The 24,769-nt window shown below is 59.9% G+C and carries 24 protein-coding genes and 2 pseudogenes; 7 read left to right on the forward strand and 19 right to left on the reverse strand.

The window, feature by feature from the left end:
• Positions 1-39: 39 nt before the first annotated feature.
• The 6 genes and pseudogenes from R1A29_RS21425 to R1A29_RS21450 form a co-directional block, all read right to left on the reverse strand.
• Complete coding sequence (locus R1A29_RS21425; protein WP_371320920.1) at positions 40-579, reverse strand: methyl-accepting chemotaxis protein; 540 nt, start codon at positions 577-579, stop codon at positions 40-42.
• Between the two features lie 9 nt (positions 580-588).
• Positions 589-1,359 (reverse strand): annotated as a pseudogene (locus R1A29_RS21430) (PAS domain-containing protein); the annotation flags it as partial.
• 518 nt (positions 1,360-1,877) lie between these two features.
• The gene (locus R1A29_RS21435; RefSeq protein WP_085709672.1) at positions 1,878-2,891 is read right to left on the reverse strand and encodes an ABC transporter substrate-binding protein; all 1,014 of its coding nucleotides are present in this window, start codon (positions 2,889-2,891) and stop codon (positions 1,878-1,880) included.
• Complete coding sequence (locus tag R1A29_RS21440) at positions 2,888-3,433, reverse strand: sigma-70 family RNA polymerase sigma factor (RefSeq protein ID WP_438299499.1); 546 nt, start codon at positions 3,431-3,433, stop codon at positions 2,888-2,890. Before R1A29_RS21440 ends, R1A29_RS21435 begins: the two co-directional genes overlap by 4 nt.
• A gap of 127 nt (positions 3,434-3,560) precedes the next feature.
• Positions 3,561-4,352 carry a phosphate/phosphite/phosphonate ABC transporter substrate-binding protein gene (locus R1A29_RS21445; protein ID WP_438299501.1) on the reverse strand — a complete coding sequence of 264 codons (792 nt, stop codon included), beginning with the start codon at positions 4,350-4,352 and terminating at the stop codon, positions 3,561-3,563.
• A 7-nt stretch (positions 4,353-4,359) separates the two neighbouring features.
• Positions 4,360-5,301: a fatty acid desaturase gene (locus R1A29_RS21450; RefSeq protein ID WP_438299502.1), complete on the reverse strand. Its 942-nt coding sequence runs from the start codon at positions 5,299-5,301 to the stop codon at positions 4,360-4,362.
• Positions 5,302-5,626: 325 nt separating this feature from the next.
• On the opposite strand from R1A29_RS21450, the gene R1A29_RS21455 reads away from it, so the two are divergent.
• On the forward strand, positions 5,627-6,046 hold the full coding sequence (locus R1A29_RS21455) for a GNAT family N-acetyltransferase (protein ID WP_134827864.1): 420 nt from the start codon (positions 5,627-5,629) through the stop codon (positions 6,044-6,046).
• Here the strand turns inward: R1A29_RS21455 and def are convergent, their stop codons facing one another.
• The 3 genes from def to R1A29_RS21470 all read right to left on the reverse strand — a co-directional run bounded on the left by def (position 6,047) and on the right by R1A29_RS21470 (position 7,907).
• A complete protein-coding gene (def, locus tag R1A29_RS21460) occupies positions 6,047-6,586 on the reverse strand; it encodes a peptide deformylase (protein WP_114885021.1) in 540 nt (179 codons plus the stop codon). It abuts the gene before it with no gap.
• A 2-nt stretch (positions 6,587-6,588) separates the two neighbouring features.
• The gene (locus tag R1A29_RS21465) at positions 6,589-7,539 is read right to left on the reverse strand and encodes a YihY/virulence factor BrkB family protein (RefSeq protein WP_438299503.1); all 951 of its coding nucleotides are present in this window, start codon (positions 7,537-7,539) and stop codon (positions 6,589-6,591) included.
• A gap of 176 nt (positions 7,540-7,715) precedes the next feature.
• Positions 7,716-7,907 (reverse strand): CsbD family protein, encoded by a 192-nt coding sequence (locus tag R1A29_RS21470; protein WP_027612573.1) that lies wholly within the window; start codon positions 7,905-7,907, stop codon positions 7,716-7,718.
• Positions 7,908-8,105: 198 nt separating this feature from the next.
• On the opposite strand from R1A29_RS21470, the gene R1A29_RS21475 reads away from it, so the two are divergent.
• Positions 8,106-8,483, forward strand: coding sequence for a hypothetical protein (locus tag R1A29_RS21475; protein ID WP_007951149.1), 378 nt, complete (start codon positions 8,106-8,108; stop codon positions 8,481-8,483).
• Between the two features lie 49 nt (positions 8,484-8,532).
• Here R1A29_RS21475 and fadD1 read toward each other — a convergent pair whose 3' ends face one another.
• Both fadD1 and fadD2 read right to left on the reverse strand, forming a co-directional pair.
• The gene (gene fadD1, locus R1A29_RS21480; RefSeq protein ID WP_114885024.1) at positions 8,533-10,230 is read right to left on the reverse strand and encodes a long-chain-fatty-acid--CoA ligase FadD1; all 1,698 of its coding nucleotides are present in this window, start codon (positions 10,228-10,230) and stop codon (positions 8,533-8,535) included.
• 352 nt (positions 10,231-10,582) lie between these two features.
• Positions 10,583-12,270 (reverse strand): annotated as a pseudogene (fadD2, locus tag R1A29_RS21485) (long-chain-fatty-acid--CoA ligase FadD2).
• Between the two features lie 249 nt (positions 12,271-12,519).
• On the opposite strand from fadD2, the gene R1A29_RS21490 reads away from it, so the two are divergent.
• Together R1A29_RS21490 and R1A29_RS21495 are read left to right on the forward strand one after the other, a co-directional pair.
• Positions 12,520-13,464, forward strand: a complete 945-nt coding sequence (locus R1A29_RS21490) for a lysophospholipase (RefSeq protein ID WP_438299504.1) — start codon at positions 12,520-12,522, stop codon at positions 13,462-13,464.
• A gap of 42 nt (positions 13,465-13,506) precedes the next feature.
• Positions 13,507-13,977: a MaoC family dehydratase gene (locus R1A29_RS21495; protein ID WP_438299505.1), complete on the forward strand. Its 471-nt coding sequence runs from the start codon at positions 13,507-13,509 to the stop codon at positions 13,975-13,977.
• A 58-nt stretch (positions 13,978-14,035) separates the two neighbouring features.
• Here R1A29_RS21495 and R1A29_RS21500 read toward each other — a convergent pair whose 3' ends face one another.
• Positions 14,036-14,503: a ferritin-like domain-containing protein gene (locus R1A29_RS21500; RefSeq protein WP_085709662.1), complete on the reverse strand. Its 468-nt coding sequence runs from the start codon at positions 14,501-14,503 to the stop codon at positions 14,036-14,038.
• Between the two features lie 205 nt (positions 14,504-14,708).
• On the opposite strand from R1A29_RS21500, the gene R1A29_RS21505 reads away from it, so the two are divergent.
• Both R1A29_RS21505 and R1A29_RS21510 read left to right on the forward strand, forming a co-directional pair.
• On the forward strand, positions 14,709-14,945 hold the full coding sequence (locus tag R1A29_RS21505; RefSeq protein WP_003213031.1) for a DUF3820 family protein: 237 nt from the start codon (positions 14,709-14,711) through the stop codon (positions 14,943-14,945).
• 24 nt (positions 14,946-14,969) lie between these two features.
• On the forward strand, positions 14,970-16,151 hold the full coding sequence (locus tag R1A29_RS21510) for an aminotransferase class V-fold PLP-dependent enzyme (RefSeq protein WP_438299506.1): 1,182 nt from the start codon (positions 14,970-14,972) through the stop codon (positions 16,149-16,151).
• Here R1A29_RS21510 and R1A29_RS21515 read toward each other — a convergent pair.
• The 4 genes from R1A29_RS21515 to zwf form a co-directional block, all read right to left on the reverse strand.
• On the reverse strand, positions 16,148-16,864 hold the full coding sequence (locus R1A29_RS21515; RefSeq protein WP_438299507.1) for an intradiol ring-cleavage dioxygenase: 717 nt from the start codon (positions 16,862-16,864) through the stop codon (positions 16,148-16,150). The genes R1A29_RS21510 and R1A29_RS21515 overlap by 4 nt on opposite strands.
• 186 nt (positions 16,865-17,050) lie before the next feature.
• The gene (locus R1A29_RS21520; RefSeq protein ID WP_011335602.1) at positions 17,051-17,716 is read right to left on the reverse strand and encodes a bifunctional 4-hydroxy-2-oxoglutarate aldolase/2-dehydro-3-deoxy-phosphogluconate aldolase; all 666 of its coding nucleotides are present in this window, start codon (positions 17,714-17,716) and stop codon (positions 17,051-17,053) included.
• A 17-nt stretch (positions 17,717-17,733) separates the two neighbouring features.
• On the reverse strand, positions 17,734-18,447 hold the full coding sequence (gene pgl / locus R1A29_RS21525; RefSeq protein WP_438299508.1) for a 6-phosphogluconolactonase: 714 nt from the start codon (positions 18,445-18,447) through the stop codon (positions 17,734-17,736).
• Positions 18,434-19,900, reverse strand: coding sequence for a glucose-6-phosphate dehydrogenase (gene zwf / locus R1A29_RS21530; RefSeq protein ID WP_438299509.1), 1,467 nt, complete (start codon positions 19,898-19,900; stop codon positions 18,434-18,436). Before zwf ends, pgl begins: the two co-directional genes overlap by 14 nt.
• 226 nt (positions 19,901-20,126) lie before the next feature.
• Here zwf and R1A29_RS21535 point away from each other — a divergent pair, with 226 nt between their 5' ends.
• Entirely contained in the window at positions 20,127-20,987 is an 861-nt protein-coding gene (locus tag R1A29_RS21535) for a MurR/RpiR family transcriptional regulator (protein WP_169842436.1), read from the forward strand.
• Positions 20,988-21,193: 206 nt separating this feature from the next.
• Here R1A29_RS21535 and R1A29_RS21540 read toward each other — a convergent pair whose 3' ends face one another.
• The 3 genes from R1A29_RS21540 to R1A29_RS21550 form a co-directional block, all read right to left on the reverse strand.
• Complete coding sequence (locus R1A29_RS21540; RefSeq protein ID WP_438299510.1) at positions 21,194-22,048, reverse strand: D-hexose-6-phosphate mutarotase; 855 nt, start codon at positions 22,046-22,048, stop codon at positions 21,194-21,196.
• Positions 22,049-22,163: 115 nt separating this feature from the next.
• Complete coding sequence (locus R1A29_RS21545) at positions 22,164-23,513, reverse strand: carbohydrate porin (protein WP_119427878.1); 1,350 nt, start codon at positions 23,511-23,513, stop codon at positions 22,164-22,166.
• A gap of 95 nt (positions 23,514-23,608) precedes the next feature.
• Positions 23,609-24,769 (reverse strand): ABC transporter ATP-binding protein, encoded by a 1,161-nt coding sequence (locus R1A29_RS21550; RefSeq protein WP_085709655.1) that lies wholly within the window; start codon positions 24,767-24,769, stop codon positions 23,609-23,611.

Consider the following 24,769-nt stretch of genomic DNA (forward strand, 5'->3'; position numbering starts at 1 on the left):
AGGATCCCTGCGGGGATCCTTTTTTCAGCCTTGAAACCGTCAGTTCAACTGCAACGTCTCGTTGAACTGGCTGATCGCATCCACCACATGCCGCGAGCCCTGCTGAATTTCGCGGATCGCGTCCCCCGCCTCGTTCGCCAGTTCCACCCCGAGCCCGGTGCGGCTCAGGCTCGACTGCATGCTCGACACCGCACTCAGTGACAACTCGTGGTTCTTGCGCACCACATCAACAATCTCCAGGGTCGCCTGACTGGTCCGCGCCGCGAGGCTGCGCACCTCATCCGCCACCACCGCAAAACCACGTCCGTGTTCACCCGCCCGCGCCGCTTCGATGGCCGCGTTGAGTGCCAACAGGTTGGTCTGGTCGGCGATCCCGCGAATGGTCTGGACGATGGTGCCGATGATGTCCGACTGCTTGCTGACCGCATCGATGCTCAGCGCCGCTTCATTGAGGTCGCGTGAAATGTCCTGAATGATCTGCACCGTTTGCTGCACGACCTGTGAGCCTTTTTGCGCGCAGGCGTCGTTTTGTACCGAGGTGCTGTGGGCCGATTCCGCAGCGGTCTGCAAGGTGGTCATCTGGTGGGTGATGTCGCTGGCGAACTTCACTACTTTGTACAAGCGTCCCTTGGCGTCGAACAACGGGTTGTACGAGGCTTCGAGGTAAACGGTTTGTCCGGACTTGTTCTTGCGTTCGAAGCGGTGCGAGTGATATTCGCCGCGATTGAGCGAAGCCCAGAATGCCTTGTACTGCGCCGACTCGGCTTCGGCACGGTGACAGAACAGACTGTGGTGATGGCCGACAACTTCGTTGAGCGAGTACTGCATGGTCTTGAGGAAGTTATCGTTGGCCGAGATCACATTGCCTTCCGGGGTGAACTCGATCACCGCCATCGAACGGCTGATGGCCGCGAGCATGCTTTCCTCTTCTTTTTCCTTGTTCACTCGCGCGGTAATGTCCGAGGCCACTTTGATCACGCTTCGAACCTGTTTGTCCGGGCCGTACACCGGCATGTAACTCGCTTCCAGCCAGATCTCCTGGCCACGCTTGTTCAGGCGCAGGAATGTCCCGCTGAGCGGTTCGCCACGGGCCAGGTCACGCCACAACTTGGCGTATTCCTCGCTACGGTAAAACTCTTCTTCACAAAAGATCCGGTGATGTTTGCCCCGTACTTCCTCGGCGCTGTAGCCCATGGTCTTGCAGAAGTTGTCATTGGCATCCAGCACGATGCCGTCGGGGGTGAATTCGATCATCGCCATCGAACGGCTGATCGCCTCCAGCTTGGCGTTGGCTTCGGTCAGGGCACAGCTGAAGCGTTCGATTTCCTGCAGGTCAGCCTTGTGATGTAGGTTGAACATGTCTCTATCACCTTGAGCGCGGTCTTTTGATTTGATGAAAGTTCAGGTCTTTCAGAATCCACCACTACGTTCCACAGAACAGGCACACGCATTCCTCCACGGGAGGAAGTTGTCAGGTGATAAACGATGATTAATCAAAGAGTCCATGCAGCGACGCTCTAATCAAGACATCCTTCTCTTGATAGCCCGCGAACGGGCCATTCCTAACGTGTAGAAGAACTTCCATTTAAAAAACATGCTCCTTGCCGGTTAAGTGTCGGTGCCTTGGATTGCGCACTCTGGCAGCTTTGTTCTCGGCTAACCGATTGCCGTCGAGGCGCTTTGGATGGCGGTCGACATAGTTAGTTACGTGTGAGCATAGACAGCGCAAAGCCTTGCGCAAGGCCACTAGTCGGCCAGTACCACGGGGATTAAGGACAAAAAACGGACAAGAATCGGTTCAGCGGGCGGGATGTTGGTTGCCATTGCGACCGACTCGCAATGGCAACTTTTGAAACGACACAATAATCGGAAAAGAACTACAGACTTCCGCTGACTTTATTCGCCACTTCACCCGGTACCCATGGTTTCCAGACTTGTGGTTGATCGCGCAGAAATGCTTCGGCCACCTGACGTGGCTGCTGACGTTTCTCGCTCATCCCGGCCAGGGTCTGGTTCAGCAGATCGATCGGCAAGTCGACTTTCTCAAAGAACGTCACCAGTTCCGGGTACTGCGCCTTGAACGGTGCCGACACGCCAATCGCCAGGCTCGCCGGCATCGAACGGGTGCCTTTCGGGTTGGGGTTGTTGGCGTCGGCCAGGGTTTTCCAGGCTTCGGCGTCGAACGGCGGCTCCTCCAGCTTCACCAGTTTGAAGCGACCGAGCAACGGCGTCGGCGACCAGTAGTAGAACAGCACCGGTTTGCCGCGCTTGATCGACGACGCCACCTCGGCATCCAGCGCCGCGCCGGAACCGGTGCGGAAGTTGACGAAGCTGTCGTTGAGCGCATAGGCCTTGAGCTTCTGGCTGTTGACGATTTCCGAGGTCCAGCCGGTCGGGCTGTTGAGGAAGCGCCCACGGCTCGGGTCTTCCGGGTCTTTGAATACATCCTTGTAGCGCGGCAGGTCGGCCACGGATTTCAGCTCCGGTGCCAGCGGTTTGATCCCGCGCTCGGGGTCGCCCTTGATCACGTATTCCGGCACCCACCAGCCTTCGGTGGCACCCTTCACCGTGTCGCCAAGGCCGAATACCTTGCCCTCGGCAGCAGCCTTGACCCACGCGGGACTGCGCCCGGCCCACTCTTCGCCGATCACTTGAATGTCGTTTTTCGCCAGCGCCGCTTCGAGGCTGACGGTGCTGCCCGGCAGTGTGTCAGTCGGGTAGCCGTAGCCTTTCTCGACGATCAGGCGCAGCACTTCGGTGATGAAACTGCCGCTTTCCCAGGTGATGTCACCGAAGTGGATCGGCGCTTTTGTTTCCGCAGCGACAACGTGGCCGGCCGTCAGGGTCAGGGCCAGCAGCGAACTGCCAAGCAGGGTTTTGATCGATCTCATGCGGACCTCTTGTTCTGGGAGGAAATCAGGGATTGGTTGGCGCTGTGGCGGTTGCACAAGGCCTGGGAACGGGTCATGTACAGGCTCACCGAACGCTGGGAGATGCCCAGTTCGGCGGCGATTTGCGGGTAGGTCAGGCCATCGATGCGGGCCAGCAGAAAGGTTGAGCGCACCTTGCCCGGCAGGCGCTGGAGCGTTCGGTCCAGATGCTTGAGGCATTGCGACAGGTCGGCGAGTTCTTCGGGAGATGGCCCGTGATCGAGGTCACCTTGTTGCAGTTGTTGCAGATGCCGACGCTCCAGATCGCCCCGCCGCCAGCGTTCATACAACAGGCGCTGGGCGATGGTGGTGAGCAAGGCACGAGGTTCGCGAATGGCGGTCAGGCCCGGCGCTTCGAGCAGTTGCGCGAAGGTTTCGGCGGCGACGTCTTCGGCGCTGGCTGCATCGTTCGATTGTCGGCGCAGGCGTGCGCACAACCACTGGTAATGGTCGCGAAACAACGTGTTCACATGATTGCGATGGGATGCGTCGGCGCCGGACATGGGGGCTCCTTGGTCAAGGGTCGCTGAATGTCCGGTCGTCCGGTGGCGCGATCCTAGCAAGGTGCCTTATGCGTTAAAAATACTTAAAAAGAATTTTTATATTCCATTAGTGAATTAATCGCGACCGCTAGCGCAAGCGGCCATAACCCAGTTCTTCGGCCTCGCGCTGGTAATCCAGCAGGACCTGGTAATCGCTTTCGCTGGCCGGCAGGACTTCGGGCAGACCGAGGACACGGGCCACATCCGGCAAGTCTTGCAGGCTGCGGTTCATGGCCCGGCGCAGTTGCTCGATCTGCCGGTCCGTCGTGCCGGCAGCGGTGATGAAGGGCAAGGTCGGGCTGAACGCACTGCGCGCCACCACCCGCAACCCACTGACCTCTTCGGCAGCGTGCTGCGCCAGGTACGCAAAGGTCACGCTGTCGATAGCCGCCAGATCAGCAAGGTCTTCGCGCAACCAGCGCAGGCTCTCGCGGTGACCGCCACTGAGGCCGACCGAAGCGAAAAACCGCCCGTCCCGCTGCAACGGTGCCAGGCGCTGGCGCAACAGGTTCATGCCGCTGTTGGAGTCCTCGCTGTTGATCACCCCGCGACTGTCGAAGAACTCCGCCAGACTGCGGCGCGGATCATCGGTGCGGGCAAGGATCAGGCTGCAATGATTGCCGGCCGTGGCGTCCGGCAATTCGTAGCGCGGACGGCCGACAAGCCTGACCTGGCCACGCAGCGCGGTCATCAGCGGATAGCCGCAGGTCTGGGTCAGCAGCAACTGCGGCGACAGCCAGAGCTCCGGCAGCGACAAGCCTTCGACACTGAGCCGCGAACGGCCCAGATGTTCGAGAATCCGCGCCAGCCAATGCTCGTTCGCCGCGCGGATCTGCTCGGGGGCGATGTACATCAACAGCTCTGCGTAACCTGACGTCATGGTGGCCTCAAATGAATGGATGCTGCGGACTGTCGATCGGCTTGATGCCGTGCCGGCGCCACAATTGCCCATAACCCTGCACCAGAAAACCGCCGCTGCGTTCGACCCATTGCTCCCGGCGCATGCGGTAGGCTTTGGGCAAGTCGTACCACGCCAGCTTCGGCAGATCGTGGTGCACCAGATGGAAATTCAGGTTCAGGAACAGCCAGCGCCACGGCCATCCGGCTTCGTTGAGCACGGTGCGTTGCTCCGGTTGTGTGTGCGGCCGATGTTCATAGTAAGAGCGGATCATTGCGATCGACAGCGCCGGGATGCTGATCAGCAGCAGGTAATGCCAGACCGGCAACACGCTGTAGCGGGCGACGAACACCAGCATCAGCACAGTCAGGGCACCGTGGGTCAGCCACATCAGCCAGGCCTGGCGTTCACCGTTTTTCAGGCGTTGCAGTTCTTCACCGGCCAGCGCCAGCAACGCCAGCGGCGCGCCGAGGATGAATCGGCCGAGCACGGTCTTGTTCAGCCAGTGCAGGCTGAGTTCGAAAAGCGAACTGCCCTGCCAGCGTTCGGCGCTGAGGTAACGGCTTTCGGGGTCGAGGCCGGGGATTGTCAGGTCTTCGTCGCGATGGTGCTGCAGATGGCTGTCGCGATAGAGGGTGTACGGATACCACACGGCGAACGGTGCATAACCTAGGAATTTGTTGACGAAGATCCAGCGTGTCGGATGACCGTGAAGCAATTCGTGCTGCACCGACAGCCACAGCACCAGCAACGGGATCAGCAGCAACGTGCTCCACCAGAGGCCGAGCCGTTCGCTGCCCAGCACAATCGCGAACCAGCCGCCGTATACGCCGATCAGCAGCAGCCAGGTCGGCCAGTCGGTACGGGCGGTGAAGCGTTGACGCAGGGTTTCGATCTGTTGGCGATGGGCATCGTCGAAATAGTGGGGCATGGCGTGGCTCGGAACGAAGGTCTGATCGTTCTGTGCAACACCGGCGGGAAATCTTGCAGATTATTTTTTGCAGAGAAGAAAGGAGCCCGAAAAGCGGGCTCCCGAGGAACGGTATCAATGGCCAAAAATGTCGACTTTCTTCGCCCTTTTCTCATGGCGTTTCTCGATGGCGGTCTTGGCCGGTTTCTTCTTCGCAGCTTTCTTCGCATCCATACCTTTGGACATGACGCGTACTCCTCTGAAGGGGATGTGAGATCAGGTATACACCTATCCCGGCGAGTACGTTGTTTTATAATCCGCGACTTTTGCACCGGCAGTCCGATTCATGACCGACACCCGTTACAGCCAGCTCGACGACCTGTCCTGGCCTTTGATGAACAAGTTCTACCGCCAGCATCAATCGTCGATGAAAGCGGTGCGCGAGGCGCAATTGTGGGTGGCACGGCGCGAGGAAATCGTGGCTGCGCTGTGCCTGCGGCCGGTGTTCGGCGGGCACTGGCTGACCGGGTTGTTCGTTGACCCGGCCTGTCGCGAACAGGGCATTGCCGCGCAATTGATTGCGGCGGCGGTAAAAGATGTGGAGGCGCCGGTGTGGCTGTTCTGCCACCCGGACCTGCGCGGATTCTATGAGCGGCGCGGCTTCACTTTCGATCCCGCCCTGCCCCAGGCGATGGCCGAGCGCTTGAGCCGTTATGCGCGGAGCAAACCGATGATTGCCATGGAACTGGCGCCGCGCACTGGCTGATCAGTCGTCAGCGTTGGGATCGAGATCCGGGAACATCACTTCGGTAAAACCGAACTTGCTGAAATCGGTGATGCGCGACGGGTACAGCCGCCCGATCAGGTGATCGCACTCGTGCTGCACCACCCGTGCGTGGAATCCCGAAGCGACACGTACGATCGGCTGCCCTTTGGGGTCGACACCCTCGTAGCGGATCTGCTGATAACGATCCACCGCGCCGCGCAGGCCGGGCACTGACAGGCAGCCTTCGAAGCCCTCTTCCATGAGCGGACTGAGCGGCGTGATCAACGGATTGATCAGGATCGTCTGCGGCACGGCTTCGGCGTCCGGGTAACGTTCGCTGTGCTCGAAGCCGAAGATCACCAGTTGCAGGTCGACGCCGATCTGCGGCGCGGCCAGGCCGACACCGCCGACGCTTTCCATGGTCTGGAACATGTCGTCGATCAGTTGCCACAGCTCCGGGCTGTCGAGCATTTCGGCGGGCACCGGCGGGGCAATGCGCAGCAGGCGCTCGTCGCCCATCTTCAGGATTTCACGGATCATGGTCAGGCTTCGTCTGTGTTCGGCTTGAGCGACTGATCGCGCCCCAGGCCGGAAACGTGTTGTTTGGGATGTTCATCGAGTTCGCCGGGGACTTTCTCGCCCGGGTCCTTGCCCTCGCTGGACATGTGTTCGATCACCGCATTCATCTCCGCGCCCAGCAACAGCACCGCGGCGGAAATGTAGAAATACAGCAACAGCACGATGATCGCACCGATGCTGCCATACATGGCGTTGTAGTTGGCGAACGTCTTGACGTAGAACGCGAACCCCAGGGACGCGACGATCCACACCACCACCGCCAGCACCGAGCCCGGGGTGATGAAACGAAATTCCTGTTTGACGTCGGGCATCACGTAGTAGATCAACGCGACGGCGACCATCATCAGGATAACGATCACCGGCCAGCGGGCGATGGTCCACACGGTGACGATGAAATCTTCCAGCCCGAACTGCCCGGCAATCCAGCCCATCACCTGCGGCCCCAGCACCATCAACGCGGCGGCGGCCAGCAGCATGCCGGCGATGCCAACGGTGTAGAAAATCGACAGCGGGAAGCGCTTCCAGATCGGCCGGCCCTCGACCACGTCGTAGGCGGCGTTCATCGCGCTCATCATCAGCCGCACGCCGGCGGACGCGGTGTACAGGGCGATGACGATACCCACGGAAAGCAGGCCGCCCTTGGACTGTTGTAACTGGTCGATCACCGGGTTGACCTGCTCCAGGGCCTGGGGCGGCAACACCAGTTCCGATTGCAGGCGCAGCCAGGAGAAGAAGTCCGGCAGATGCAGGAAACCGATCAGGGCAATCAGGAACAGAATGAACGGGAACAGCGAGAACAGCATCTGGTAGGCCAGTGCCGAGGCATAAGTCGACATCTCGTCGTCCATGAACTCGGTGACGGTACGCACGATGACCCGGTGCAGGGGCAGGCCTTTCATGTCGGGGAATATCATTCGCGTCTCCTTTCGCCGCAAAACAGGTTGAAGTCGTGGCGACTCAGGGGCCGTTTTCTCTCATCAAAGTAGCCTACTTGGCGACTCTGAAACACTGTGATCCGTGACTGCATGTGAACGACACACAAAAACGGCCATCCTTGGATGGCCGCTTCGGTGTTTCGTTCAAGGCTGGATCAAGCCTTGTCGACGCCTTTCTTGATCGCGTCCTTGGCTTTGCCCACCGCTTGCTGCGCCTCGCCTTTCTTCTCTTGCAGTTTGCCTTCGGCTTGCAGCTTGGTGTTGTCGGTGGCTTTACCGACGCCTTGCTTGACGTTGCCGACTGCTTCGTTGGCCATGCCTTTTACTTTATCGCCTGTGCTACTCATGGTGTTTCTCCTTGGTGCATTAACGGGGAAAAGTCAGTACGTAATGATTGACTGGCCCGGTTTGCGCCAAGTTTCATTTATTTTCAGGGCTTCATTTCGTCGCGGCGTGCAGGTTGCGCTTTATGTTTGCGAGCGTAGCCCCGAGAATGCCCACCATAAGGGCGCCAGGCGCCACAGAACCGATCCCGCAGGAATGTTATGAAACTCGATAAAAAGCAGGCCATCGCCCGTCGCAACCAGGAACTGGGCGGTGCCGTGCTCGGCACCAACAACTGCCACTTCGCCGAACTGAACCGCAACCGCAACATCTGGTGGTTCGACTTGCCGGTGTCGCGCCTGGCCATCGGTCAGTACGAGTGGATTCACCTGTTGATGCACACCCCGGCCACTGACGAACTGCTGCACCTGAAAGTGCCGACCGTGTTTCTGCGCGAGAAACTCGAAGGCCTGGTGATCCGCAATGAAGGCAAACGCAAGGCAGCCTTGAGCCTGGAACTGAGCGCCGACAAGGACTCGTACCTGCAGGACATGCGCCCGGCAGGCACCAATGTAAATTTTGCGCCGTTCCGCCAGTAAGCGATTCCTGCCTCAACAAAAAGCCCCGCATCTGCGGGGCTTTTTGGTTTTAGGCGGCGCTCTTGGCCTTGATCTTCTTCAGCTCTTCGTCGCGCAGTTCGCGGCGCAGGATCTTGCCGACGTTGGTGGTCGGCAGCGCATCGCGGAATTCCACGGAACGTGGCACCTTGTAGCCGGTGACGTTGGCGCGCATGTGCTCCATCACCGTTTCCTTGGTCAGCGTGACGCCTGGCTTGGCGACGATGAAAATCTTGATCGCTTCGCCCGACTTCTCGTCCGGAATACCGATGGCCGCGCACTGCAACACGCCCGGCAGGGTCGCCAGAACGTCTTCCAGCTCGTTCGGGTACACGTTGAAACCGGAGACCAGGATCATGTCTTTCTTGCGATCGACAATGCGCATGTAACCGTCCGGCTGGATCACCGCGATGTCGCCGGTTTTCAGCCAGCCTTCGCTGTCGAGCATCTCGTCGGTGGCTTCCTGACGCTGCCAGTAGCCTTTCATCACTTGCGGGCCCTTGACGCACAGCTCGCCGATTTCGCCCAGCGGCTGCTCGACGCCGGCGTCGTCGATGACTTTGCACAGGGTCGACGGCACCGGAATGCCGATGGTGCCGATCTGGATGTTCTGGATCGGGTTGACCGTGGCCACCGGGCTGGTTTCGGTCATGCCGTAGCCTTCGCAGATCGGGCAACCGGTGACTGCTTTCCAGCGCTCGGCAGCGGCCAGTTGCAGGGCCATGCCGCCGGACAGGGTGACTTTCAGCGCCGAGAAATCCAGCTTGCGGAAACCTTCGTTGTTGCACAGGGCCACGAACAGCGTGTTGAGGCCGACGAAACCGCTGAACTTCCACTTCGACAGTTCCTTGACCATCGCCGGCAGGTCGCGCGGGTTGCTGATCAGGATGTTGTGGTTGCCGATCAGCATCATCGCCATGCAATGAAAGGTGAACGCATAGATGTGGTACAGCGGCAGAGGGGTGATCAGGATCTCGCAACCTTCATTGAGGTTGGAGCCCATCAGCGCCTTGCACTGCAGCATGTTGGCGACGAGGTTGCGATGGGTGAGCATCGCGCCCTTGGCCACGCCGGTTGTGCCGCCGGTGTATTGCAGCACGGCGACGTCGCCGCTGTTCGGGTTGGCTTCGGCGACCGGCTGGCCCTGGCCCTTGCTCAGCACGTCGTTGAACTTGACGGCTTTTGGCAGGTGATAGGCCGGAACCATTTTCTTCACGTACTTGATGACGCTGTTGATCAGCAGACGCTTGAGTGGTGGCAGCAGGTCGGCGACTTCAGTGACGATGACGTGTTTGACGCCGGTTTTCGGCACCACGGCTTCGGCCAGGTGCGCCATGTTCGCCAGGCACACCAGCGCCTTGGCACCGGAGTCATTGAACTGGTGTTCCATTTCCCGCGCGGTGTACAGCGGGTTGGTATTGACCACGATCAGCCCGGCACGGATGGCACCGAAGACGGCGACCGGGTACTGCAACACGTTGGGCAGTTGCACGGCGATTCGATCACCGGGCTGCAAATCGGTATGCTGTTGCAGATAAGCGGCAAACGCACCGGACAATTCGTACAGTTCACCGTAGGTGATGGTCTTGCCCAGGTTGCTGAACGCCGGTTTGTCGGCGAAGCGTTGGCAGGATTGCTTCAACACTGCCTGAATATTCGGGTACTCGTCTGGATTGATGTCGGCAGCAATTCCAGCGGGGTACTTATCCTTCCAAAAGTCTTCGATCATGGAAGCCCACTCCTCAGCAACGCGAATTCAGCACCGCATTTGATGCGATTATTATTGGTGTTTGTCTTGTATTGGTGAATCTGGCTTTTTATCAGGCCGAGAAGTCACAAAGCGCGCCGAGAGTAGCAGCTTTGCCAAAGGGTCGACCAGAGCCAAAAGTGGCCCACATGGTCATTTTAATGACTCAAGAACTATTGGCAGTCATTTTAGAGCAAAAATCCTATAACACCCTGAAAGTCCCGGTTTACCGGGCCTTCAAAGCAAAAGATCGCAGCCTGCGACAGCTCCGGAACCGGAAACGTGTTTCCTGGAGGCATTACCGCAGGCTGCGATCTTTTTACTTCAAGCTGACCTATGCGATATCACGCAGCTCCCGCCGCAGGATCTTCCCGACAGGCGTCATCGGCAACGACTCACGCAGCACGATGTGTTTCGGCACCTTGTACGCGGTAAAATTTTCTTTGCAGTAGGCCTTCAGCTCTTCCAGGCTCACGCCGGTTTCCCGCGCCACCACAAACAGCTTCACCGCCTCTCCGGAGCGCTCGTCCGGTACACCGATCACCGCGCAGTTGGCGACTTTCGGGTGGGCCATTACCACGTCTTCGATTTCATTCGGGTACACGTTGAAACCGGAGACGATGATCATGTCCTTCTTGCGGTCGACGATGCGCACGAAACCGTCCGGGTCGATCACCGCAATGTCGCCGGACTTGAACCAGCCCTCGGCATCCAGCACCTCGGCGGTAGCCTCGGGTTTCTGCCAGTAGCCCTTCATGATCTGCGGGCCCTTGATGCACAGTTCGCCGCGCTCGCCCAAAGGCTGCTCGACGCCGTCGTCATTGATGACTTTCAGCCGTGTGCCCGGCACCGGCAGGCCCACCGTACCAATCCGAGACAGCTCGCCGTACGGGTTGGTGCAGGCCACCGGCGAGGTTTCGGTCAGGCCATAGCCTTCGGTGATGCGACAACCGGTGAGTTGCTCCCAGCGCTCGGCTGTGGCCTTGACCAGCGCAGTGCCGCCGGAGTTGGTGAGTTTGAGCGTGGAGAAATCCAGGGTCTTGAAGTCCGGATGATCCATCAGCGCGACGAACAGGGTGTTGAGCCCCAGCAGTGCCGAGAATTTCCAGTTCTTCAGCTCCTTGATGAAGCCACCGATGTCCCGCGGATTGGTAATCAGCACGTTGTGATTGCCGGACACCATCATGCACATGCAATTCGCGGTGAAGGCATAGATGTGGTACAGCGGCAGCGGCGCAATCATCACTTCCTGGCCTTCGCGCAACAACGGCTGACCGTCGCTGCCGAACTGACCAAGACAGGCGCGCACCTGCTGCATGTTCGCCACCAGATTGCCGTGGGTGAGCATCGCGCCCTTGGCCAGGCCGGTGGTGCCACCGGTGTATTGCAGCACGGCGATGTCATCCAGGCCGACCTTCAACGGCTTGATGCCCAGGCCCCGGCCCATGCGCAAGGCGCTCTTGAAGGAAATCGCCTGGGGCAGCGAATACGCCGGGACCATTTTCTTCACTTTGCTGACCACGGTGTTGACCAGCCAGCCCTTGGCGGTAGGCATCAAGTCGCCCATCTTCGCTTCGATCAGGTACTGGATGTCGGTGTCCGGAAGCACTTCCTGGACCTTCTGACCGAACATGTTCAGGTACACCAGCGCCCGGGCACCGGAGTCCTTGAACTGGTGGCGCATCTCCCGCGCGGTGTACAGCGGGTTGGTGTTGACCACGATCAGCCCGGCGCGCAAGGCACCGAACACGGCAATCGGATAATGCAGGACGTTGGGCATCTGCACCGCAATGCGATCCCCCGGCGCCAGATCAGTGTGGGCTTGCAGGTAACCGGCGAACGCGGCGCTCTGGCGCTCGAGCTCGGCGTAGGTCAGGGTCACGCCCATGTTGCTGAACGCCGGGCGGTCAGCGAATTTCTTGCAGGAACGCTCGAACACCTCGATCACCGACTTGAATTCATTCGCGTCGATGTCAGGGGTACGCCCGCCGGGCGTTTGTCATTCCAGAAATCAGGTTGCATTGTTCTTGTCCTCTTTACCTGAGCCGATCCGGGGCCGCTTCGCTGTCATTTTTCTCTTGTCCTTGAAAAAGCCGAAAGCAAAAAGCGGGGCTTCACGGACACTAGCAGCTATGGTCATTCAGGCAAATATGGGCAGCGTCCTCATTGATCGTGTGAATCTTCCTGCCGTGGCGTGAGCTGATCGGACGCGCTATACAATGCAATCTCTGCAATCCCCTGCAACAAAAGCATGCCGCAAAAGGAATCGCCATGATCCACGACACTTTCTGGCTGGACGCGAGTGACCGCAGCCGCCTCTTCGTCAACCAGTGGCTGCCGAACGCGCCGCTGAAGGCGGTGATTCTGCTGGCCCACGGCATGGCCGAGCACAGCGCTCGGTACGCGCGACTCGCCGAATCGTTCTGCGCCGAAGGCTACGGTGTGTATGCGCCCGATCAGCGCGGCCATGGCAAAACTGCCGATCATGGGACGCTCGGGCATTTCGCCGACGACGATGGCTGGTGCAAGGTGGTCGGTGATCTGGCGAGCCTCAACCAGCACATCGGCCAGCGCCATCCCGGCGTGCCGATCGTGCTGCTCGGGCACAGCATGGGCAGTTATATCGCCCAGGCTTATTTGCTGCACCACAGCGCCAGCCTGCACGGCGCGATTCTCAGCGGCTCGAATTTCCAGCCGGTTGCGCTATACCGCGCAGCGCGACAGATCGCCCGGTTCGAAAAACTGCGCCAGGGCGCCAAGGGTCGCAGCGCGCTGATCGAATGGCTGTCGTTCGGCTCGTTCAACAACAAATTCAAACCGGCACGCACCGCGTTTGACTGGCTGAGTCGCGATCCGTCCGAAGTCGACAAGTACGCCAGCGATCCGCTGTGCGGCTTTCGCTGCACCAACCAGCTATGGATCGACCTGCTCGGCGGGTTGCAGCAAATCAGCAAAGCGTCCAATCTCGCCCAGATCGACCCGGGCCTGCCGTTGCTGGTGATTGGCGGCGAATGTGATCCGGTGAGTGAAGGCAAGCGTCTGACTGATCTGGCCAATGCCTTGCGCTCGGCCGGCAGCCAGAACCTGCAACTGAAGATCTACCCGCAGGCGCGGCACGAATTGTTCAACGAGACCAACCGCGACGAAGTGACCGCCGATGTGCTGACCTGGATCGACCAGGCACTGAGCCATCCCCGTCCGCACCGCAGCGAATAATTTTTTGTGGATTCATTTAATCCGTCACAGGAACCGATACCGATGACCCAGGTTACCAACATCCCTTACGAAGCCCTCGAAGTCGGCCAGACCGCCAGCTACAGCAAGACCGTCGAGGAGCGCGACATTCAGCTGTTCGCCGCGATGTCCGGCGATCACAACCCGGTGCACCTGGACGCCGATTTCGCCGCCGCCAGCATGTTCAAGGAACGCATCGCCCACGGTATGTTCAGCGGCGCACTGATCAGCGCGGCAGTGGCGTGCGAGTTGCCTGGGCCGGGCACCATTTATATCGGTCAGCAGATGAGTTTCCAGAAGCCGGTGAAGATCGGCGACACCCTGACCGTGCGCCTGGAAATCCTCGAGAAACTGCCGAAATTCCGCGTACGTATCGCCACTCGCGTATTCAACCAGCGCGATGAATTGGTGGTGGATGGCGAGGCCGAGATCCTGGCACCGCGCAAACAGCAGACCGTCACCCTGCCGACCTTGCCGGCCATCAGCATCGGCTGATTGTCCTCGACATAAAAAACGCCAGACTAGCTGGCGTTTTTTTGTGGGCGTTGATCGCTTACGAGCGGGCACGCGCCTGATTGCGCAGCGCTTTCACCTGATCATGATTGCGTTGCACGCCGTGGTACTGGCGCTCGACCAGATCACGAATGCCGACCAGGTTGTGCTTGTTGATCTTCTCGATCGCTTCACGATAAGCCTTCAGGGCGTGGTCTTCACCGCGCTCGGCTTCGTTGAGCACGGCTTCTTCATCCTTGCCGGTGAACATCGCTTTGACGTCGACCCAGCGGCGATGCAGATCACCGCTGACGCTGGTGGAGGTTTCCGGATCGCCACCCATCGAACGCACAGTTGCTTGCAATTCGGCAGCAGCGGTAGCGCAGTCGGCGGAGCGTTTCACGAACAGGGTTTTCAGCTCAGGGTGCTTGATGTCTTCAGCGCAGGTCTTGAACCCTTCCTGACCGTCCTTGCTGGTTTCGATCAGGTCGTTGAGGACGGAGATGGCTTCTTTATTCATGTCAGTCATTTTTCAATTCCTTGCGTGGGTGAAAGATGCAAGGAGTGTTGCAGTGGTCGTGCCAGCTTCTTAAAAAGTATTTAGTCGTTAATTTTCAATTAGTTACAAACAAAGCAGAAATCTGTATGCCTGTTATTTGCATGATCTGTCATTTGGCCTGCATGCAGAATGCCTGTATTTTCCAAAGTGTTTTTAAAGCCAGACGATTTCAACGATGAACCCCGAAAAACTCGAACTGCTGATCACCCGCGAAATGCCCTTCGGCAAGTACAAGGGACGGATCATCGCCGACCTCCCCGGCCCGTACCTGAACTGGTTCGCCCGTGAAGGCTTCCCCCACGGCGAACTCGGCGGCCTGCTGGCGCTGATGCAGGAAATCGATCACAACGGCCTGTCGGAGCTGCTGGAACCGCTGCGCGCCAAACATGGCAAACCCGCCCCGCGCCACTGAGGCGCATCCTGATCCGAGTCGACCATGCCCGATAACACCCGCCGCGCCCGAGACGAAGCCTTCTGGCAAACCTTCGCCGACCGTTACGACCGCCATCCCGGCCCCGTAAACCTGGAAAACGGCTACTTCGGGCGCATGTCGCGCACCGTGGTCGAGGACTATCAGCGCCATATCGAACAGATCAACAACAGCAACTCGATCTATGTGCGCCAACGCTTCGAACAACACGACAGCCTCGACATCCGGGCACAACTGGCCGAGCTGATCGGCGTGCGCGCGCAAAGCATCGCTTTCACTCAGAACGCCACCGCCGGCCTGCAGTCGCTGATCCGCAACTACAACCGTCTGGAGCCTGGCGATCAGGTGCTGATCTGCGATCTGGAATACGACACGGTCAAGGGCGCGATGCGCTGGCTGGGCCGCCATCGCGGGGTCGAGGTGATCGAGATCGAACACACGCACCCGGCCAGTTTCGACAGCCTGCTGGCGACTTACCGCGAAACTTTCATTCGCTATCCGAAGCTCAAGCTGATGGCGCTGACCCACGTCACCCACCGCACCGGACTGGTGATGCCGGTGCAGGCGATCGCCTCGCTGGCCAAGGAGCATGGCGTCGATATCATCCTCGACGGCGCCCACGCCCTCGGCCAGATGGAGTTCGATCTGGAAGCGCTGGGCATCGCCTTCGCCGGATACAACCTGCACAAATGGATCGGCTCGCCGCTGACCCTGGGCTTTCTGTATATCGCTCCGCAGCGCCTGGCCGACATCGATCCGGACATGGGCGAGATGCATTTCCCGCTCAACGACATTCGCTCACGCACGCCCTACAGCACCCCGAACATTCCGGCGCTGATGACCCTGCCGCTGGTGTTCGAGGAACACCGTGCGCTCGGTGGCGCGGCGGCCAAGGGTGCACGGGTGAACTACCTGCGCAACCTGTGGGTCAGCGCCGTGCGCAACCTGCCGGGTATCGAGGTCACCACCCCGGACGATCCGCGTCTATATTGTGGGATCACCTCGATGCGCTTTACCCGGCATGCCGACCAGCAGGCGATGGTCGAACGCCTGCTCAACGACTACAACCTGTTCACCGTGGTGCGCAACGGCGCGGCCTGCGGGCCGTGCATCCGCATTACGCCGTCGTTGACCACCACGGCCGCGGAGATTCAGTCGCTGGTTCTGGCGCTGAATGAACTGCGTTAAACCGTGTACTTGTCGAAGTCCTCGGGTTTGATCTGCGACGACACCGCAAAGGTGTCGATGCCGATCGTCAGGTGGCCGAAGTAACCGTCCTCGTGAGAGTCCCGACCGATCGGCCAGACCGTCAGCGTCGAGGCTTCCCCACCCATATTGGCGTAATAGATATCGTCGTTGTTGCACACCGGCGCCGAGCCGCGCCCGCGATAAGCCTTGGCGTTGAGCACCCCGCGAGAAACCACCTCGGGAAAATACAACTGTCCGACCCAGGCCACATTGCGCTCATCGAGGTATTCGTTGCCGGCAACGATGCGCACCGCCACGTGAATGTGCAGGGCACGTCCGGCATAAAAACCCGGATAGATCGTGGTGAAACGCACCCTGCCCTTGTGATCGCTGAACTGACCACCGCGCAGGTAAGTGTCATCGTCGGTTCGCGGGATCGAGCCGATGTCTTCAACGTCGACTTCCTGATCCGGGTTGACCCGGCTCCACCCGGAATAAGCACCCCGTGCGTTGCAGTGCCAGATATCCACCAGTGCGCCGCTGACCGGTTCGGCGGTCATGGCGTCGACGATGGTCAGGCGCAGCAGCAAAGGCAAGCCCTCGGCGCCTTCGCTGATGTTGCGACGCAGCAGTTTGGGATTGCGAAAATACGGCCCGGCGACTTGTTCGGGGGCCAGTTGATAAATCGATGGAGCTGAAGGCTGGTTATCCATGACGCGTTCTCTCTTCCATAAGATGAACGCAGGTTAACGCCACACGCCAAGCCAGGTGCGGTAACTATGTATCTCCAGATAACGTATCGCGAGATAACGAAGGCTTTTTCAGGCAAAAAAAACGGTGCACCGACCAAGCGCACCGTTAAAGCCGTAGAACACACAACGAAGTGTCAGGTGAAGCGATCAGTCCAGCAGCGCCAAAGCCTCGGCGGTGCATTCCTGAATGCGGGCCCAGTCGCCGTTCTTGATCCACTCAGGATCAAGCATCCAGCTACCGCCCACGCACATGACGTTTTTCAGCGCCATGTAGCTCTTGATGTTGGCAGGGCCTACGCCGCCGGTCGGGCAGAATTTCACTTCGCCGAACGGGCCGCCGAGGGCCTTGATGGCTGCCACGCCGCCGCTGACCTCAGCCGGGAACAGCTTGAAGCGGCGATAACCCAGGCCATAACCTTCCATGATGCCGGAGGCGTTGCTGATGCCCGGCAGCAGCGGGATCGGGCTTTCAACGCTGGCTTCCAGCAGGTCACGGGTGATGCCCGGGGTGACGATGAATTGCGAACCGGCCGCTTCGGCCGCGGCCAGCATGTTGCGGTCGAGTACGGTGCCGGCACCGGTCACCAGTTCGGGACGCTGTTCGCGCAGGATCTGGATTGCTTTCAAGCCAAACTGCGAACGCAGGGTCACTTCCAGCGCAGTCAGACCACCGGCGGCCAGGGCGTCGGCCAGCGGCAGCACGTCCTGTTCACGGGCGATGGTGATCACCGGCAGGATCCGCGCCTTGGCGCAGAGGCTGTCGATCAGGGCAACTTTGTCCGCCATGGAAACGGTCGGGGATGGGGTTGTCATAGCGGCTGTTCCTTGGCTCATGGGCACCAGTAAATCTCTAACGTAGGTTGCAGAAACGCGCGAACCGGCATGGCGGCGACGTCGTTGGATGCCAGTGCGGCATTCAGGGTGGTCAGTTTCGACTGACCGGAAATCGACAGAATCTTGTGCTTCGCCGAAGCCAGCAGCGCCCGGCTCATGGTCAGGCGTTGACGCGGCACGCTCGGCGCCAGCATCGGCCAGCAACGACGGGTGCCATCGGCTTGCAGGGCTTCAGCCAGGTTCGGGCTGTCCGGGAACAGCGACGCAGTGTGGCCGTCATCGCCCATGCCCAGCACCAGCACGTCGATCGGCGGCAACTCGGCGAGCAACCGATCGGCCTGTTGCGCAGCCTGCTCGACGTTGGCCGCCGCGCTGTAAAGGCTGAGGAACTGCGCCTTGGCCGCCGGGCCCTTGAGCAGATACTGCTTGAGCAGGCCGGCATTGCTGTCGGCGTGCTCGACCGGCACCCAGCGCTCGTCGGCCAGGGTCACGACGACCTTCGACCAGTCCAGCTCCTGCTTGGCCAGGTGCTGGAAAAACGCCACCGGGCTGCGACCGCCGGACACCACCAGCACCGCGTTGCCGCGCGCCGCCAGTGCGTCGCTCAACTGCTTGGCGACATTCAGCGCCAGGCCTTCGGCGAGCAGCACCGGGCTCTTGTATTCATGGGCATTCACGCCCGCGGGCAGTTTCACATCAGATATCGCCATACCACGACCTCCCGTCCCGCGTGATCAATGCAATGGAGCTCATCGGCCCCCACGACCCGGCCGCATACGGCTTGGGCGCATCACCGGATTTTTTCCATCCGGCGATCAGCTGGTCACACCACTTCCACGCGGCTTCGATTTCATCTTTACGGACAAACAGGTTCTGATTGCCGTTCATCACTTCCAGCAACAACCGTTCGTAGGCGTCGGGGATCCGCGCGCTGCGCCAGGTGTCGGAGAAATTCAGTTGCAACGGGCCGCTGCGCAGCTGCATGCCCTTGTCCAGGCCTTGATCCTTGGTCATCACCCGCAGGGAAATGCCTTCGTCCGGTTGCAGACGGATGATCAGTTTGTTGCTGATCTGCAGGCGCTGCTCCGGGGCGAAGATGTAGTGCGACGGTTCCTTGAAGTGGATGACGATCTGCGACAGCTTCTGCGGCATGCGCTTGCCGGTGCGCAGGTAGAACGGCACGCCGGCCCAGCGCCAGTTGCGGATGTCGGCACGCAGGGCGACGAAGGTTTCGGTGTCGCTCTGGGTGTTGGAATTCGGTTCTTCGAGGTAACCCGGTACGGATTTACCTTCGCTGTGGCCGGCAATGTACTGACCGCGCACTACCTGAGTGGTCAGGCCTTCCGGGCTGATCGGCGCCAGGGCCTTGAGCACTTTCACCTTTTCATCACGGATGCTGTCGGCGGACAGGTCGGCCGGCGGGTCCATGGCGATCAGGCAAAGCAGTTGCAGCAGGTGGTTCTGGATCATGTCGCGCAGCTGGCCGGCCTTGTCGAAATAGCCCCAGCGGCCTTCGATGCCGACCTTCTCGGCCACAGTGATTTCCACGTGGGAGATGTAATGCTGGTTCCACTGGGTTTCGAACAGGCTGTTGGCAAAACGCAGGGCGATCAGGTTTTGCACCGTCTCCTTGCCCAGGTAATGGTCGATGCGGTAGGTGCGGTTCTCCGGGAAGAACTGCGCCACGGCGTCGTTGACCTTGCGCGAGGATTCGAGGTCCGAACCGATCGGTTTCTCCAGCACCACGCGGGTGTTTTCCGCCAGACCGACCTTCGCCAGGTTCTCGCAGATCGCGCCGTACACCGCCGCCGGGGTGGCGAAGTAGGCAATCATGCGCTGCTGGGTGCCCGCCAGTTCAGCCAGCGCCGCGTAATCTTCAGCCTTAAGGAAGTCGACGTGCAGGTAGGTCAGGCGCGCCAGAAAGCGCTCGGCCACCGCCTCGTCCAGTTCCTTGCCCACATAGCGACGCAGTTCGGCGGCAATGAATGCCATGTGCTGCTGCTCGGTGCCTTCTTCACGGGCCAGCGCGATAATGCGTGTGTCCTCGTGCAGCAGGCCGGCGCCATCCAGGTGATAAAGGGCAGGAAACAGCTTGCGCAGGGCCAGATCGCCCAGAGCGCCGAACAAGGCGAAGGTGCACGGTTCTACCGTAATCGAAGGCATGATGTTTGTTCTTTTATCAAGTTAAGCTACAAATACCTTTTTTCAAGGCATCACTCAAGGGAAAATGTAGTAATAACCACAACATTTTCGCAAAATACAGATTCCGAGTGGTGGTCGGTCGGAGCCATCAGTAGGATAGGCCACCGTCACGGGCCACATCAAAGGCCCAATTTGCATAGCCGCGCGCTTATCGGCGCCGGTGAATCTAGGAATTCTTATGGACCGCGTGCGAAATTTACTGGAACAGATCCAGAGTCGCCTTGAAGAGCTGAACAAGGCCGAACGCAAAGTCGCCGAAGTGATCCTGCTCAACCCGCAGCAGGCCACCCGCTTCAGCATCGCCGCCCTTGCCCAGGCCGCCTCGGTCAGTGAACCGACGGTCAACCGTTTCTGCCGTTCGTTCGGCGTCAGCGGCTACCCCGAACTCAAGCTGCAACTGGCCCAGAGCCTGGCCAGCGGTGCGGCTTACGTCAGCCGCGCGGTGGAAGCCGACGATAATCCCGAGGCCTACACCCAGAAGATTTTCGGCAGCGCCATCGCCTCGCTCGACAGCGCTTGCCAGGCACTGGACCCGAACCTGATCAGCCGCGCCGTCGACCTGTTGATCCAGGCCCGGCAGATCCACTTCTTCGGCCTCGGCGCTTCGGCTCCGGTGGCGCTGGATGCGCAGCACAAGTTCTTCCGCTTCAACCTGGCCGTCACAGCCCACGCCGATGTGCTGATGCAACGAATGATTGCTTCGGTGGCGCACACCGGCGAGCTGTTCGTGATCATTTCCTACACCGGCCGCACCCGCGAACTGGTGGAAGTGGCGCGCATCGCCCGGGAGAATGGCGCTTCGGTACTGGGCCTGACCGCCGAGAACTCGCCACTGGCCAAGGCCAGTACCCTGAGCCTGAACATTCCGCTGCCGGAAGACACCGACATCTATATGCCGATGACTTCGAGGATCATTCAGTTGACGGTGCTGGATGTGCTGGCGACGGGGATGACCTTGCGTCGTGGAGTGGATTTCCAGCCGCATTTGCGCAAGATCAAAGAGAGCTTGAATGCCAGCCGGTATCCGGTGGGTGACGAGTTCAACTGAAGATCAAAAGCCCCTCACCCTAACCCTCTCCCGGAGGGAGAGGGGACTGACCGAAGTGTCTTGCGCTATACATCGACCTGAAAGATTGGGTCGATTATGGATTCAAAGACATTCGTTCAATTCGGTGAATCTCTTGAATATCCCCCAATCGGTCCCCTCTCCCCCTGGGAGAGGGCTAGGTGAGGGCAGCGGTGGGACTGACACACTCAAACCCCAGCCCAAGCCTGCAAACTCAAATGCGCCTTCTCCCCCGGCGCCAGATGCAGGCTGTCGGTGCCCCCCGCCGCCGCTTCGACACAGACAAATTCCGAGATCTCATCCCAGCTCACACCCAACAACGGCCGCGCCCCTGGATGCCAGACCACCGTGTCCGCACTCTCGCCGGTATCGATGCACAGCTCGCGCTGCCAGGCGTGATCCTTGAGCTGTAATTCGCCGTCATGCTGGAACACGCGCTGACAGCCGCCGTCGACCCGCAACTCGCCTTCCTGCTGACAGACTTCACGGTTCAACTGGTCGTAACCCTGCGCCCCTTCGAGCCCAGACAGCGCTATCTCACTCACATCACCAATACGCCAGTAAGCGTGCAAAGCCTGGCTCAACTGGCACGGCATGTCGTCCTGATGCTCGGTGCTCAGGCGTAATTCCATGCGTTCGCCCAGGTGCGCGTGCAGGTCCACCTGCCAGTCGCACAGCTGCAATTGCCAATGCAGGCGCACGCCGTCATCGGCGGTGCTGCTGTCGAGCAGTTTCCAGTCCAGCAGTCGCGCCCAGCCATGGGACGGCCACGCGTTTTCGCTCGGATGGCGGCCATACCACGGCCAGCAAACCGGCACACCGCCACGGATTGCGCCGACGTGCGGCCACTTCGCCGCGCACCACAGCCACGGTTTTTGCCCGCGCGGTTGAAAGTGCAGTAACTGCGCACCCTGACGACTGAACACCGCCTGACACAGCGGATGGTCGATCACCAGCACATCGCGCATCTGATAGCGCTCCCAGGCGAACACCGGTCGTTCACGCAAGGATTTGAAGAAGCGTTGCAGCGGATGCTCATGCATGGGCCACGGTTCCAGATTCAACTTTCATGGGCTGCGACACCCTTTCCAAAAAAAAGCGGACAGCCAGGGCTGTCCGCAAATATGCGCACATAGAGAGGAGCTTATCGCAGACGCGTTAGAACGTAGACTGAATTTTCAGGCCAGCGACCAAAGCGTTGTCCACTTGATCCACACCACCCGGGTGAGTGATGTATTGCAGGTTAGGACGCACGGTCAGCCAGTTGGTAACGTGGAAGCCGTAGTTGATCTCGTAGTTGTATTCGGTCTCGCGAATCGGCGAGAACACCGGATTGTCGTAGTCCGAAACACCGTTGGAAGCATTCAGCAGCTCGGCGTTTTTCTTCACGTCGTCGTTGACGTGGATACGCGCCGCGCCGATACCGACGTCATCCTTCGGACGGGCGTCGAACGGGCCTTTGTAGACAAACATCACCGACTGGTAGTTGTCGATGAAGTTGGTGTCCTTGTCGTGGAACGTGGCGTTGGCTGCGATGTTCAGACCACGGGAAGCATCACCGTTGTGGCTGGTGAGTTGCTGTTGCGCAACGAACCAGTAGCCGTGCTTGCTGCTGTGGGTGCGGTAGGCATTGCCGGTGGTTGCGGCGTCGTTGCCGTTGATGTCTTCACGGACGTCAGCGGCATCAGCCGTGCTCTTGTAGTAACCGACGCGGTATTCGCCCGGCAGGCTGTTGACCTTCGGCGACCAGACCAGCTCGACCGGCAGAACGGTACCGGCGGTGCCGCTGCCGCTGAGCTTGAAGCCGTTGCCGTGTTCCAGCTGCGACGGGTTCTGGTTGTACGCGCCGATCTGCGCGTAGAGCTCGTCGTTGATGTTGTACTTCACACGGATCGCGGCCTGGCTGACGGGCCAGTTGTACCAGATGTTGGTCGCCCAGTTACCGACCTGCGAGCCGCAGAACGCCAGGTTCTGGAAGTCGCACGGGAAGGTGTTGAAGTCTTCGCCTTCACCGAAGTAACCGGCCTTGACGTCGAGCTTGTTGTCGAAGAACTGGTGCTGAATCCACAGTTGGGTCAGACGCACCATGTGGCCACGACCGTAGACTTCCTGCGAGGAAGACAGGGTGCCGGCACGCGGGTCGCCAACGCGGTCGTTGGAAATGTTCTGACCGTTACGGTTGGTCAGCTGGATCTTGGCCTGAGTGTTGTCCCAGCCCCAGAGTTTTTGCAGGTCCAGGGCCACGCCCAGACCGAACTGGTCGCTGTAGCGGCCGGTCTTGTCGTCGTTGTAGCCGCCATGCAGGTTGGCGCCCATTTCCCCAACGTAGTCAGCCTTGATGTCGATGCCTTGCTCGATCAGCTTGGTCCGCTCACCACCCCAGTCGCCCGTCATCCACTTGGAATCGGAGCTGAATGCATCGGCGGCCATGGCATTGCCGGCCATGACCAATGCGGCCGCGGCTGACACTTGGCAGATCAACCGGGCATTGACGTGTTTCTTTTTCATCCCTACATCCTCGTCTTTATTGTTATTAACTGTTTTTTTCCAACGCGGTTTACATCCCCTGCGGAAATGGGCGCGCCCACTCCCGCATTGATTTCTTACCGACCCTTGAACTGAGCGACGTTGGCGCTGTGCGCTTCGGTCTTCGGCAGACCGGCAACACCCAGGCGCTCGCCGCTCTTGGCGTCGAACAGCAGCACTTTCGACGGATCGAATTGCAGGGTCAGGGTCTCGCCCACCTGCGGCGCCACGTCCGGGGCCAGACGGCAGCAGACCTTGGTGTCGTTGAGGTTGACGAACACCAGCGTGTCCGGACCGGTCGGTTCGGTGACCTGCACTTCAGCCTTGATGCTCGGCAGGCCATTGCCCTCGCCGTTGGCCAGCGCGATCTGCTCCGGGCGCAGGCCGAGGATCACTTCGCGGTCTTCGAGACCGGCGTCCTGCATCGCCATGGGCAGCTCGCAGCGGGCCTGGCCGCTGTCGAGCAGCGCCACCAGACGGCCGTCCTTGCGTTGCAGGCGCAGCGGGATGAAGTTCATCGGCGGCGAACCGATGAAGCTCGCCACGAACAGGTTGGCCGGGTCGTTGTAGATCTCTTTCGGCGTACCGAATTGCTGGATGATGCCGTCCTTCATCACCGCCACTTTATCGCCCAGGGTCATCGCTTCGATCTGGTCGTGGGTCACGTAGACCGTGGTGGTTTTCAGGCGCTGGTGCATCAGTTTCATTTCGGTGCGCATCTCGACGCGCAGCTTGGCGTCGAGGTTGGACAGCGGTTCGTCGAACAGATAGATCTTCGGGCGACGCGCCAGGGCACGGCCCATGGCGACGCGCTGTTGCTGACCACCGGAGAGCTGGCCCGGCTTGCGATTGAGCAGGTGCTCGATCTGCAGCAGTTTGGCGACGCGAGCGACTTCCTCGTCGATGGCCGACTGGCTCATCTTGCGGATCTTCAGACCGAACTCGATGTTCTCGCGCACGCTCATGGTCGGGTACAGCGCGTAGGACTGGAACACCATGGCGATGTCGCGATCTTTCGGGCTCATGCCGCTGACGTCCTGGTCACCGATCATGATCGCGCCGCCGGTGATGGTTTCCAGGCCGGCGATGCAGTTCATCAGGGTCGACTTGCCGCAGCCCGACGGCCCGACAAGGATCAGGAACTCACCGTCCTTGATCGACAGTTCGATGTTCTTCAGGGTGTCCGGCAGACCGGCACCGTAGGTCTTGTTTACATTGCGAAGTTCGAGCGTAGCCAT

The sequence above is a fragment of the Pseudomonas sp. NMS19W genome (genome assembly GCF_051554255.1).
Lineage (GTDB): Bacteria > Pseudomonadota > Gammaproteobacteria > Pseudomonadales > Pseudomonadaceae > Aquipseudomonas > Aquipseudomonas kribbensis.